Source organism: Psychrobacter sp. I-STPA10, assembly GCF_021012795.1.
Taxonomy (GTDB): Bacteria; Pseudomonadota; Gammaproteobacteria; order Pseudomonadales; family Moraxellaceae; genus Psychrobacter.
In genome coordinates, this window is sequence record NZ_VFYU01000033.1 from 1 (window position 1) to 14,663 (window position 14,663).

Genomic DNA, 14,663 nt, shown 5'->3' on the forward strand with positions numbered 1-14,663 from the left:
CCCTCCCCCAGCCCCTCCCTAAGGGAGGGGAGCTATATCCTGCATAACTTTTAAAAGTATTCTAGCTTTGCCCTTATAAACAAAACCTGAAAAGTGCTGTTCCTCCCCCTCAGGGGGAGGTTAGGTGGGGGAATAGTGATAACTGTATTCCACAATCTAGCTCTATCCCCCAATCTTAAAAATTACGTCCCCCCTCCTTTTTAAGGCAGGTGAGGAGCACTGCTCCGCAAGGGGGGTGGTTTGCTGAGATAATTCCCAACCTACTCAATTATTGATAATTCTAAGCCTTCCTTGTGGGAAGAAGGATTGGCTGGCTATCTTTATTACCCAGCCAAATATCAATTATTTAACCAATGACAAAAAACCAAAAAGCCTATTTTGACCGCACGGCACGCACATAATCATTATTGCCCTTATCGTAGCCGTAAGCGCCACCATGATAGAAGTACACGTCCCACGCATAGCCACTAAAGTTAACAACAGGCGAGGACGACCAATAGTAGCTAGACTGTGTATTAGGAAAAACTGTAGTATCAACAGCAGGATTATAACGCCCATAATCTACAATACTGCGTAACTCCTCACGTTTTGGTAGTCGCCAATCACTATAGCCACAGTAGTTGGCATTATTTAGTGCTTGGATATAAGCTTGGGTATCACAGCCAGAGCCTGTACAAACACCGCCGTTTTGTGTGCCTGCATGACCACCATTTTTGCTACTATCAGGGTTATACCATGTATAGGTATTGTCTTTATCCCTTAAGCCACCATCATCGGTTTTCTGCTCCCAGATAAGCCCTGTTACCTTATCTTTGACACAGGTTTCACCATTGCGAGTTAATACTTCATACTCCATTGATTGACCTGCTTGTATTTCGCCATCTTGACCCAGACCAAACCAGTCCTTACCTAAGGCTTGTAGGCTACATTCAAGCATGTTTTTATCAGCATTACCACATAATGTAATGCCTGTGGCAGTGAGTTTGGAGGTGGTGACTTGTTTTTTAGTCACTATCAAATTTTGAGTGGTGGTTAATTTGCGTCCATCACGACTTATCAAAACTGGCTTCACATCATATCGACCCGCTTTGCTATAAACATGCGTAGGCAGTGCATCTACACTAAGACAGCTATTGCTCACCGTTTTTGTCTGTTGCAAGTTTCCATCACCCCAATTAATGTTATATCCTGTAAAACAAGCATTGGCGTGGGTGTTTTTTAATTTTAGCTTGAATAATTCACCAGTCTGAATGGTTTTAGGCAAATCATAGTTACCCAAGGAGAACTCCATCTGATAAGCTCCCTGATATAACACTTTACCAGTAACTGTCTCAATACTATATTTCACTGATTTTTCTTTATCTGGTGCTGTACATTCATAGATATGTTTGGTATCTGACTTCACAATGGCTTTTTGTTGATAACAACCAGTTAGACGATAAGCGTTATTAGATAGCCCAATACCTTCAATAGTAATTCTAAATACTTCATTCGGTGTGGGATTTGGGTTGGATAGATAGACTTTGTTAATATTCGTTTTTAATGGAATAAACTTAATGGTATAAGTTTGAAAATCGTTATCAAAACCTTGTGAAGTCACAATAATAGGTCTGGCATTCTCAACTTTGGCAGGAATATTAAAATAATATTTTGTAAAGGGAGTTGAAGTTTTATTATTTAGTAAATATTGATCTGCTATTTGGTAATCATAGGCTGTTTCTTTATACCATGGCTTACCCCAGACAGTACCTACATTACAAGCATTGCCTAAACTATTGCTACCATCTGCGACTATTGGTAATGTAGTTTGATTAGCTGACTGGATACCTGCTTTATGTAGAGAAAAATCTGCATATCCTGTTGGTTTGGGTACAATTTTTCTAAGACATAAAGCTGTTGATGCAAAATTCGTCAGAGATTTACCAGACTCAATAATAGTTACTTTTTGCAAGACACTAGAGAAAATAAGCGAATTTTGCTTCCATGGTGCAAATTGCGAAAATATAACAGGACGTTCTATTTTTACACCCATGACTATCTTAGTATTTGGCTCTACCTCTATGGTTTTATCTTGATTCATAAAATAAGATAAAACCTGCATCTTACCTTGAGCATCTATAGAGTTCACCTGCATAAAGACATCCGCATTTGGATATGTCTTTATCTTTCCATCCGTTATTTTGGTCTCTAATGCACTGGGAGCAAATCCAATATCCCATAAAAATGGTAATACTTTATTCATGATTGTATTTGTTATTTGTACTGCAATTATAGCTTTTTTACCCTCTTTTAATATTCCTCTTAGGCGATGCATCTGTGTGCTACGTCCATCAATTTCTGCCATTCTTTGATACCAGTTTTTGACAGCCTTTTCAGTATCATCAACACTGAGCGACGAAGTGACAGCGCCAATAGAAATACGCATCAAAGCTTGTACCACAGATTCTGGATCTTCCTTAAGCTTCTTTTTAAATGAATCACTATCCCACACTAAGAAAATATAGCTTACCGTCAGTAATCCATTTCCAATAGCCAAATTCCTTCTTAATCTAATTTGCTCCTCTTTACTGCCCGTATGCTTTATATAATTTTCTTTATATTTAAAAATAGACTTATTTAGATTACCGACAATATTAGTAAGAAAAATCTTCTTTTTTTCTTGCTCAGTCTTAGCATTTTTGTAGTCTTTAGCAAACTCTTTTTCAACAGCCGAAAATACATTTCCTACTACCTTTCTACCACTTTTTGCCATTGCCTTTTGGTATTGCACAGCAATGGTCTGTTTTAACTGCTTTTTTTCCTCACTTACATTGGCAACATAATTAATTGACTTAGCTATTTCATCATACATTGTTTTAGTTTGTTTAAAGTTTTTATAAAGCGGTGCAAAGTTAGGGTCAGTATTTGGGTCAACTCCCACTGCCGCAGCATATTTCTCTACTTCATCAATATATGCTTCACTAATAACTAAAAGTATTTGAATATCATTCAATACTTTTTTAGAATCTTTGGCTAATTTAGCTAGTTCTTTATATTGCTGAAACTGTTTATTAAGCTTTGCACCACTTGCTTTTGTATAATTATCCCGACCCGTCAAAGCTTCCGTGGTTAATGACATAAACTTTAATGAATTTAAGAATAACAATCCAACTCGATCATATTTTTCTTGTGGCGAATTAGTATTAGCAAAGATATCATTCAAACCACCACCGTGTACTCTTAACTTTGAGTTCTGCCAGTCTGTATGAGGTGGGTATAAAGCAGTATCTATATTAATAATTGTTGTTTTTTTTGAGCTTAAACGGTTAGTTATATCAAAATCTTCAATATTTTCTAAGTCTGGGAAATAACCATTCCATTTTATTTTATCCCAATCCACCTTAAAGCTAACCCATTGCTCATTAGGACTAATAAGACGATAATCACCCTCTTTTCCTGTTTGTGAATTAACCCCTCTTATCAAATGATAAGTCAAATAATGATTATCAACAGTCAGTTTTTTATCATCTAAGGTTAAAGTCATGGCGTCACTAATCTGTGTAGAAGACTCAACTGCAAAAGTATTGCTAGTAACCAAGACACTCAAGGCAATACAAGCTGATATATATGTTTTTTTCATGATGGCTATCCCTATTTTATTGAATCAAATCGTCAAAATTCATACTATCGTACATTTCATCTGATAGAACCATGGCTTCAGTTGAACAAAACGGGTCTAAAGGACAAGGACTATCTTTAATTTCACTCTCTAGTAACGCCACTAATTTTGGAAAATGTTCATGCGCTCTAACTCTTGCTTCAACTGCTTTAGTATTAGTAAATGTCACCCCAGCAAGTTGTGGTCTTCTAAGAAAAAATACCACCGCACTAGATTCCACATCCACAGTCAGATTAGTAGTATTAGGATGCTTCCAAGCCATTAAAAAAGGTTCTCCAGACTCATTACTCACTCCAACAACATCCAAAGCGTCATTTTTTTCCGCCATCTCAACCACAGGTGATACCAAAGCCTTCGCCTCACCATTCGCAATCACTGTATATCCCGTATCATTAGCAGGTAATATCTCTTTTGCCACTGCAATCTTGATTGGCACTTCTACTGGCTTGGTATGTTCAACTTCAGTTGTATCATCCTTACATTCACTCCCTGTACAGCACCCCGTAACCATCATCAATGTCACGACTGCCACACCCGATTTCATATATGCCTGACGATAACTAAAACCATGCTCATAAGCCAGATATTGACACGCTTGGCGACGAGCCAAAATTTGACTGACGGCAACATTAAATGATTCTGACTGCAACACTTGTTTTGCATGGGCAGAACAGCTTAACTCCCCTTTCTGAGTATGGGCGCACTGGTACTGCTTACGTGGTGATATGTGTTTTTGATACCAATCAATCACTGCCATTAGCAGAGGTAAAAGTAGCCATGCTAGTGATGCACTCAACAAATGGTCTCTTTTCTTCATTTGCACCTGATCTTTATCCTGCTGACTCAAGGTGACTTGAGGCAATAATCTCTTTCTACTCATTTCCTTGTATCCTTATATTTACTAATTTATATATAAAATGTATAAAAATTTAACTTATGTATCTTTTATACCATAAAAATAAACAAAAATCTGTCCGAATAGTCGGACACTTTTCACTATATTTCATAACCAAATGAAATATTTAGAAAAAAAATTTTCTATAAAATTCATTGGGTATAAATTGCTATTTTTTTAAATATTAAGTGAACAATAAATATAAAAAAACCCGACCATAAAGTCGGGTTTTTTAGTGTTAACTTAATAAGATGAAATCTATCTATTGCTATCTATTTGGTCTCATTAAATAGCTCACGCCCAATGAGCATACGGCGGATTTCGCTTGTACCTGCACCAATCTCATACAGCTTAGCATCACGCCATAGGCGACCAAGTGGATATTCGTTGGTATAGCCATTGCCACCAAAGATTTGGATGCCCTCACCTGCCATCCAAGTGGCTTTTTCGGCACACCATAAGATAACACTGGCACAGTCTTTACGCACTTGACGGCTATGTCCTGCCCCAAGCTGGTCAAGGTTTTTGCCGACAGTGTATAAATAGCTGCGTCCTGCCTGCAAGACGGTATACATATCCGCCACTTTGCCCTGGATAAGCTGAAACTCACCAATAGACTGCCCAAATTGCTTACGGTCATGAATATATGGAATGACATTATCCATCACTGCTTGCATGATACCAACAGGACCTGCCGCCAATACCGCACGCTCATAATCCAAACCACTCATCAATACTTTAACGCCATTGTTTAAACCACCTAGGATATTTTTATCGGGAACAAAGACATTTTCAAAGGTCATCTCGCCAGTGTGACTACCCCGCATACCCAGTTTGTCAAGCTTTTGTGCCGTGCCAAAGCCTTCCATGCCTTTTTCGACCAAAAAGGCGGTGATACCTTTTGCCCCAAGCTCAGGGTCAGTTTTGGCATAGACGACCATTACGTCTGCATCAGGACCATTGGTAATCCACATTTTGGTACCGTTTAATACATAACCACCATCAGCTTGGGTCGCTTTTAGCTTCATACTGGTCACATCTGAACCCGCACCAGGTTCACTCATTGCTAACGCACCGATAAATTCACCACTAATCAGCTTGGGCAAAAACTTTTGTTTTTGCGCATCATCGCCATTACGTTTGATTTGGTTAACGCAGAGGTTTGAGTGAGCCCCATAACTTAAGGCAACTGAGGCAGAGGCTCGGCTAATCTCTTCCATGGCGACCATGTGGGCAACATAGCCCATGTCCACTCCGCCATATTGCTCAGGAACGGTGATACCATGCAGACCTAAATCGCCCATTTTTTGCCATAAGTCCATTGGGAATTGGTCACTGCTGTCAATTTCGGCAGCTCGGGGGGCAATTTCACTGTCTGCAAAGCTACGTACGCTGTCTCGTAGGGCGTTAATGTCGTCACCAAGTTGGTAGTCTAATCCTAAGTTCATAAGTATTTCCTTGTGTTGGGTAGTATTTTTATTTACGTTTATTAATTAAAGCTCGGGCGACTCGTGAGCCATTGTCTCTGCCTAAAAATTCACTGATTCGCTCGCCAACGCTGACCAGTTTGTCAAGGTCGATGCCTGTTTCGATATCCATGCCGTGCAGCATATAGACGACATCTTCGGTGGCGACATTACCCGTTGCCCCTTTGGCATAGGGACACCCACCCAAACCAGCAACTGAGGTGTCAAACTGACTGACGCCTAGCTGTAAGGCGGCAAGGGTATTAGCGAGGGCTTGCCCGTAGGTGTCGTGAAAATGCCCTGAGATGTTGGCAACATCAATATAATCAAAGGCGGCTTTTAGGGCGTTTTGTACTTTGATGGGGGTGCCAACGCCAATGGTATCGGCAATGCCCAAATGCTCTGCACCAATGTCAATCAGTTGTTTACAGACAGTAGCAACTTGACTGGGGGTAACCTCACCTTCATAAGGACAACCCACCGTACAAGAGATAACACCTCGTACTTTAAAGCCTTGGGCTTTAGCAGCGGCAGCAACGGGGGCAAAACGCTCAATGCTTTCAGCAATGCTACAGTTGAGGTTTTTTTGGCTAAAGGCTTCACTGGCTGAAGCAAAAATCACCACTTCATCGGGGCGATAGGCGACAGCATTGTCAAAGCCGCGCATATTGGGTACGAGTACGGAATAGCAAACATCGTCACGGCGGTTTTGGGCAATGTGTGCCATGATGTCGCTGTTATCTGCCATTTGGGGTACCCATTTGGGCGAGACAAAGCTGGTGGCTTCGAGTTTTTTGATACCTGCATCAATCAAACCATCAATAAGCTGTAGTTTGACTTCTGTGGGGACGGGCTGTTTTTCGTTTTGTAAGCCGTCTCTTGCACCCACATCAATAATGGTGACTTGCTGGGGGTAGTCTATGCTCATGGCAATATCCTTATACCTTGCGATGGTTAAAAATTGGCAACTTAGTCATCAATCGGAGTCAAGCGTAATAATTCATCGCCATCGGCAACAAGGTCACCTGCCGCAAATAACAGCTCGGCGACCACGCCATCGCTTGGGGCAGTGATGGTATGTTCGATTTTCATCGCTTCGATAACGGCTAATGGCTCACCTTGTTTAACGCTATCCCCCACTGCAACTTTAAAGGCAACCACTTGCCCCGGCATGGGAGATTTTAGGCTACCGCCTGCTTGAGCTTCTTCACCTGTATTGGCTCTTGGGTCAATCAGGATAATATGTCCGCTACCATTATCGGTAAATACAGCGATATTTTCGCCATTATGAGAGGCATTTGCACTACTTGGGTGTTGCCAACTTTGCACGCTTTGGCGTATGCCATCAAGCCATAAGATATGGGTATGTTTATCTTGATTTTGATACTCAACCTGCCCTGTATATAGTGGCTCATTGTTTTTTTGCTGACTGGCTTTTTGCTGACCATCCTCTTTCTCGTCGCCATCTAACGCCTGATTTTGATAAATGCTTAGGGTAAATCGACCTTGACTTTGACCTTGTTCTTGAATATCAGCAGTGGTGTTATCTTTAGGTTGCCAGTTACTAAGGGTTGCAGTTAATATTAATTCCTTATTGCTACTTTGAGCATTTTGGTCATCTTGTAAATCGCCCTGATAATCTTCAACAATCAATTGGAAATGACGTTGATACGGGGTATATGCCCGCCAGCCTGACTGTTTGCTAAATGGGTCATTGCTGTATCCAGTCGCTTGTCTACCAGATTGACCGCTACATTCGCTGGCAAGTTTTTGGCTAATGGCAGTTGTCACCAATAATGGTAAAGACAAACGTTGCTGATGGAACAAGTGCTGTTTTTCTCGCTCAATCAGTGCAGTGTCTAAGTTGGCTTGTGAAAAAGACTCGGTTGCTAAGATATGACGCAAAAATGCCACATTATTAGGCAGCCCGACAATACGAGTCTGAGCTAATGCTTGGTCAAGTTTGGCTAGGGCTTGCTCACGACTGGGGGCATGGACAATCAATTTGGCAATCATCGAATCATAAAAGGGGCTAATCACATCACCCTCACCGACACCATCGTCTATACGCACATCAGCAATGGCGAAACTTTGATGTTCAGGTTTTTGATAGGTAAATAGCGTGCCTGTGGCAGGTAAAAATTGATTGTCAGGGTTTTCGGCACAGATACGCGCTTCGATAGCATGACCATTAATTGTTAGCTCATCTTGACGCTTGGGCAATGGTTCACCTGCTGCCACTCGCAATTGCCACTCGACCAAGTCCACCCCTGTGATGGCTTCGGTGACAGGGTGCTCCACCTGCAAGCGGGTGTTCATCTCCATAAAATAAAAGCTCATCTGCCCTTGACGCTGCTCAACGATAAATTCTACCGTACCAGCACCGACATAGTTAACCGCTTGTGCAGCATTAATGGCAGCTTGCCCCATTGCTTGACGCATCTGCTCATCAACATCAGGAGCAGGTGCTTCTTCTAGTACCTTTTGATGCCGACGCTGCACCGAGCAATCACGTTCAAATAAATGTACATAGTTACCATGTTTGTCACCAAAGACTTGAATTTCAATATGACGAGGTTTTAGGGCGTATTTTTCAATCAATACACTGTCATTGCCAAAACTGGTAATGGCTTCACGGCGACATGAGTCTAGCAAGCTAATAAAATCTTCACTACGTTCAACCAGTCGCATACCTTTACCACCACCGCCTGAGCTGGCTTTGATAAGTACAGGATAGCCAATCTGGTCAGCTTGCTGATGCAAAAATTCAGGATCTTGATTCTCACCATGATAACCGGGGATAAGCGGTACTTGGGCTTGCTCCATCAACCGTTTCGACTCAGCTTTTAGCCCCATCGCCGTAATTGCCGAAGCTGGAGGCCCAATAAAAGCAATACCTGCATCTTCACAAGCTTGAGCAAAGGCATCATTTTCACTTAAAAATCCATAGCCGGGGTGAATGGCTTCGGCATTGGTTTGTTTGGCAATCTCAATAATGGCATCGCCTCGCAGATAGCTGTCTTTGGGCGATGAGCCACCCAAATAAACAGCTTCATCACAGACACTAACATGCTTGGCATCACGGTCAGCATCTGAGTACACCGCTACGGTACGAATACCCATGCGTTTGGCAGTGGCTGCCACACGGCAAGCAATTTCTCCACGATTGGCAATTAAGATTTTTGAAAACATAACCTTCCTTGTTTTGGCTAGACCTTGTTTTGGCTAAATAAATATATTGCGACTTATTTGGCTATTTAAACAACTTTCTACTTATTTCTACTTAAATTTATAACTGAGTCGAGGTATTAACGTACATACTTATTACTGTGTGCATCAAATGTTAACCAATAGCTTTCTCGGGTTGTCGTCGTTTTTGACTCTACTGGCTCACCCTCAATGGCTGGGGTCACCTGATGAATCAAGTTCACTCGTAATGGATAAAAACCATTACTCATTTTACTTGTATCTAATATTTTGACGTTACCTTCCGTTTCTGTCCACTCTTCATATCCCATATAACTGTGGCTAAGCTCCAATTCAGCAACGTCTTGAATTTTATTGCCAATCGGTGCATACATCACCCATTGACTGCTGCTTTCTCCACCTGCTCCTGAGCCATAAAACTCACCAACCCAGCCAAATTTATCGGCTCCCACAGCCACCAACTTAAAGCCATCATCACCATTACTCATACTCATTTGTGACTTGCCCCATTGTCCATTGGGAATATAAGGGGTACTGGCAGACAAGCGCCATTGACCATTAGTTGGCTGTTGACCTAATATAAATAAGCCATCCAATCCTTGACTGACATGTCCTATAGGCTGCTCGTCATCTTCGACCATGTCACTTGATACCATCATATACAGAATAGGCTCACCATTGACTGTTTTTTGGGTGATGCTATCAATCTTCATGCAATATCTATCTTGATAAGTAGTGCCATAATCTGTGGTGTATTTATAGGTATATCGCAAACATTGATGCTGATTATCATAATCATTGCCATAATATTGAGTCAAAATCTGCTCAATTTTTGTCACCGCCTCGGTGGGTAGTTTTTCAGATGGCGTTGGCTCAGCTTGCACTACATGGCTAGTTGCCAATAATGCTAACGATATCAGCAAATAACTAACATTTTTTGAGTATTTCATATATAAATTTGCCTTATCTATATCTATCCCAACCAATCTGGCTTACGCTTTTGCAAAAACGCCTGTACGCCCTCTTTTCCTTCATCAGAGGCACGAATATCAGCAATGCCTTCTACGGTATACTGTATCAATGACTCATCAATATCTTGATAAGCCACCTCATCGAGCAGTTTTTTACACACACTCACTGCATTAGGGCTTACTTTGCACAGTTTTTGGCCAATATTAGCAACCACATCTTGTAACTCTTCTTCACTAACTCGCTCATGAATTAAACCAATCCGCCTTGCTTCTTTGGCATCAAATACTTCTGCGGTCAAAAAGTAACGTCTGGCAGCACGTACGCCCATCGCTTGTACCACATAAGGGCTAATGGTAGCAGGTACTAAACCCAAACGCACCTCACTTAAGCAAAAGCTGGCAGTTTTCACAGCGATTGCCACATCACAAACTGCGACCAGTCCAACACCACCTGCATAGACATCACCTTGAATGGCAGCCACTGTGGGCTTAGGACAATGGTAAATGGTGCTAAGCATCTGTGCCAGTTTATTTGCATCGGCAAGGTTTTCACTGTGGTCATAGTCTGCCATTGCTCGCATCCAGTTTAAATCTGCCCCTGCACAAAATGCCTTGCCTGCCCCTGTTAATACAATGGCTCGCACTTGAGTGTCTGTGCCTAACTGACTAAAGACTTGCTGCAACTCAGCAATGACTTCATCATTAAAAGCATTGCGTTTGTCAGGACGATTTAGGGTCACCGTTGCCACCTGATTGTCAATAGTGACCAATAATGTATTCAACCCCTGATAACTGTTTTTATTTTTATAATTGCTTTGCTGATTACTCATAATAGATTCTCTTTTTTATGCCCTTTTATATTGCTACTTTTACACCCTAAATTTATACCCTAACACCTCACTCTCAACTTAATTTTCTAAGGTCATATATGACCCCACCCAAACCCTGCCCTTAAAATAAGGGAGCGGCTAGGAGGGAGTTAAAGTTGTGAGTAAGATATATTAACTTTACATTCTAAAAATACCATACGTGGTATCGTCAATTGGCGCGTTATAAGCGACACTTAACCCCAACGCCAATACTTGTCTGGTATCGGCAGGGTCAATGATGCCATCGTCCCATAAGCGAGCCGTGGCATAATATGGGTGTCCTTGAGCTTCGTACTGCTCACGAATGGGGGCTTTAAAGGCTTCTTCGTCCTCCATACTCCAAGTCTCGCCTTTACGCTCAAAATTATCGCGTTTTACCGTTGCCAATACGGAGGCAGCCTGCTCACCCCCCATCACTGAAATACGGGCATTGGGCCACATCCACAAAAAGCGAGGGCTATACGCACGTCCACACATACCATAGTTGCCTGCCCCAAATGAGCCACCAACGATCACTGTAAACTTCGGTACATTGGCATTTGCCACCGCCATCACCATTTTTGCCCCATGGCGAGCGATGCCCTCATTTTCATATTTACGCCCGACCATAAAGCCCGTGATGTTTTGCAAAAATACCAACGGAATTTTGCGCTTACAACACAGCTCAATAAAATGAGTGCCTTTTTGTGCTGACTCACTAAACAAAATACCATTATTGGCAATGATACCCACTTTCATACCTTCAATATGGGCAAAGCCACATACCAACGTCGTACCAAAACGTGCTTTAAACTCATCAAACTCACTGGCATCGACAATACGAGCAATAATTTCACGAATATCAAACGGTTTGCGAGTATCGGTGGGAATGATGCCGTATAGCTCTTTGGCATCATACTTAGGTGGACGGGGGCTGATTTGGTTAAAAGTTTGATTGACAGTCTGCTTGGTAGGACGATTTAAATTAGCCACAATATCTCGTGCTAATGACAATGCGTGCGCATCATTTTGTGCCAAATAATCGACCACACCCGACAAGCGGGTATGCACATCACCACCACCTAAATCCTCAGCACTGACTTCCTCACCTGTGGCAGCTTTGACCAGTGGTGGCCCTCCCAAAAAGATGGTGCCTTGCTCTTTGACAATAATCGACTCGTCACTCATCGCTGGCACATACGCCCCACCCGCGGTACAGCTACCCATCACCACCGCAATTTGTGGTATACCTGCTGCTGACATATTGGCTTGGTTAAAAAAGATACGTCCAAAATGCTCTTTATCAGGGAATACTTCGTCTTGGTTGGGTAAGTTTGCTCCCCCTGAATCCACCAAATAGACACATGGCAAGTTATTTTCTTTAGCAATCTCTTGTGCTCGCAGGTGTTTTTTCACTGTCATTGGATAATAAGTACCACCTTTAACCGTGGCATCATTACACACAATCATACACTCGACACCTGCAATACGCCCAATACCAGCAATCAGCCCTGCCGCAGGAATATCAGCATCGTACATATTAAATGCTGCCATCGGCGAGATTTCTAAAAATGGCGTGCCCGCATCGAGCAATTGCTCAACCCGCTCACGGGGCAATAATTTGCCGCGAGCCAGATGTTTTGCCCTTGCCCGCTCTGAGCCACCAACAGCAATGGTTTTTAGATGTGCATATAAATCATCAACCACCGCTTGCATGGCAGCCGCATTTTGCCCAAATTCGGCAGAATTAACACTCAATTTGCTGGTAATTACAGAAGTCATAAATGCTCTTTTTCTTTATTTAATTGATGTAATCGGGTTAATAGTATTAAGTCTTGGATCAAGTTTGAGCAGAGATAAATTTAAAAACCCTATTTTATCCCCAACTCTTGTTTCATCATCTCAGTAATTTTATACTTTTGAATCTTGCCAGTGACTGTCATTGGGTACGCTTCAACAAAGCGATAATATTTTGGTACTTTATAATGAGCAATGTTATCACGGCAAAACTGCTGCACTTCCTCTTGCGTCAATGTGACACCTTTTTTGGGAATAATCCATGCAGCCAATACTTCGCCATAATGGTCATCTGGTACACCAACAACTTGTACATCACGAATTTTCGGATGACGATATAGATAGTTTTCAATTTCTACAGGATAGATGTTCTCACCCCCACGAATCACCATATCTTTACTACGTCCGACGATTTTAATAAATCCCTCTTCGTCCATAACACCTAAATCGCCAGTGTGCATCCAGCCATCTTGAACAGCCTGCTTGGTCTTAAAACGGCTACCCCAATAACCTTTCATCACTGAATAACCACGCGTTAACACTTCTCCTGTCTCTCCAATCGGTACAACTTCACCCGTCTGCGTATCGACAATTTTGATTTCTATATTTGGCTGAACTAAGCCAACAGTTGAGACTCTTCTTTCTATCGATACATGCTTGGTGGTTTGACAAGATAAAGGACTGGTTTCTGTCATACCATAAGCAATGGTAATCTCACTCATATGCATGTCACTCATAACTCGGCGCATCAGCTCAATCGGACAGCTCGATCCCCCCATAATACCAGTACGCAATGATGACAAATCATATTGCTCAAAGTCTGAATGATCAAGCATAGCAATAAACATCGTTGGTACTGCATGCATGGCTGTGCAACGCTCTTGTTCAATCGCCTGCATCACACTAACTGCATCAAAAGCTTCACTAGGATAGACCAAGCACCCACCATGAGTAAACGTCGCAATATTACCAAGCACCATCGCAAAGCAGTGATATAACGGCAGTGGTAAGCATAGTCGATCCTTATGAGTAAAACCCAGTGTCTCAGCAGTAAAATACCCATTATTCAAGATATTACGATGGGTCAGGGTTGCCCCTTTGGGTGTACCTGTCGTCCCACTGGTAAACTGCACATTAATTGGGTCAGTATTTTTTAATCTTGCTTGACGCTCGGCAACTCGGGGGTCATTGGCATCACCTTCTGCTATCCATTCAGAAAACTTTTGCATAAAGTTAAACGTTTCATCTGTATCAGCCTCATCAATCCAAATGATACGCTCAATGGTAGGAATCTCAACTAGATCCAACTGCTTATAATCTTTGTGATAAATCTCAGGGCAAAGCTCATGGATAATTTTTGCATAATCACTGGTTTTAAAATGGCGCATCAATACTAGGGTAGAACAGCCTAACTTGTTAAGGGCATATTGCAGCTCAAAGCTGCGATAGGCTGGATTAATATTAACTAAGATAACGCCAATTTTTGCAGTCGCCAACTGTACCAGTAGCCATTCAGCATTATTATGCGACCAGATACCCAAACGGTCACCTACTTCAAGCCCCATTTCTATCATAGCGCTAGCTAGTTGATTGACTTTCTCTTGTAGCTGCTGATATGTCCAGCGAATACCTTGATGACAAGAAACCAGTGCTTCATGTTCAGGATATTTGTCACAAATAGCATCAAAAAAATCGCCAATAGTGGCTTCAATGAGGGGTATTTTAGGGCCTTTATCATGGCTCATTTTTAGTGGCGTATTCGCTGATTTTGCACCCATTTCCACGCTAGCAATGTCATCAATAAATATAGTCTCTGCCATT

Annotated in this window: 9 protein-coding genes; all 9 read right to left on the reverse strand. The window is 41.9% G+C overall.

Features of this window, described 5'->3' with window-relative positions; translation table 11 throughout:
• Positions 1 to 373: 373 nt before the first annotated feature.
• On the reverse strand, positions 374 to 3,619 hold the full coding sequence (locus FHK89_RS14635; protein WP_230661749.1) for an Lcl C-terminal domain-containing protein: 3,246 nt from the start codon (positions 3,617 to 3,619) through the stop codon (positions 374 to 376).
• A gap of 16 nt (positions 3,620 to 3,635) precedes the next feature.
• Positions 3,636 to 4,538 (reverse strand): membrane protein insertion efficiency factor YidD, encoded by a 903-nt coding sequence (yidD, locus tag FHK89_RS14640; RefSeq protein WP_230661751.1) that lies wholly within the window; start codon positions 4,536 to 4,538, stop codon positions 3,636 to 3,638.
• Between the two features lie 287 nt (positions 4,539 to 4,825).
• On the reverse strand, positions 4,826 to 6,001 hold the full coding sequence (locus FHK89_RS14645; RefSeq protein ID WP_230661753.1) for an isovaleryl-CoA dehydrogenase: 1,176 nt from the start codon (positions 5,999 to 6,001) through the stop codon (positions 4,826 to 4,828).
• Between the two features lie 28 nt (positions 6,002 to 6,029).
• On the reverse strand, positions 6,030 to 6,947 hold the full coding sequence (locus FHK89_RS14650) for a hydroxymethylglutaryl-CoA lyase (protein ID WP_268993075.1): 918 nt from the start codon (positions 6,945 to 6,947) through the stop codon (positions 6,030 to 6,032).
• A 41-nt stretch (positions 6,948 to 6,988) separates the two neighbouring features.
• Positions 6,989 to 9,211, reverse strand: a complete 2,223-nt coding sequence (locus tag FHK89_RS14655; protein WP_230661755.1) for an acetyl/propionyl/methylcrotonyl-CoA carboxylase subunit alpha — start codon at positions 9,209 to 9,211, stop codon at positions 6,989 to 6,991.
• Between the two features lie 116 nt (positions 9,212 to 9,327).
• Complete coding sequence (locus FHK89_RS14660) at positions 9,328 to 10,176, reverse strand: hypothetical protein (protein WP_230661757.1); 849 nt, start codon at positions 10,174 to 10,176, stop codon at positions 9,328 to 9,330.
• A 23-nt stretch (positions 10,177 to 10,199) separates the two neighbouring features.
• A complete protein-coding gene (locus FHK89_RS14665; protein ID WP_230661759.1) occupies positions 10,200 to 11,027 on the reverse strand; it encodes an enoyl-CoA hydratase/isomerase family protein in 828 nt (275 codons plus the stop codon).
• A gap of 177 nt (positions 11,028 to 11,204) precedes the next feature.
• Complete coding sequence (locus FHK89_RS14670) at positions 11,205 to 12,827, reverse strand: carboxyl transferase domain-containing protein (protein WP_230656654.1); 1,623 nt, start codon at positions 12,825 to 12,827, stop codon at positions 11,205 to 11,207.
• Between the two features lie 89 nt (positions 12,828 to 12,916).
• Positions 12,917 to 14,662, reverse strand: coding sequence for an AMP-binding protein (locus FHK89_RS14675; RefSeq protein ID WP_230656652.1), 1,746 nt, complete (start codon positions 14,660 to 14,662; stop codon positions 12,917 to 12,919).
• Between the last annotated feature and the right edge of the window lies 1 nt (position 14,663).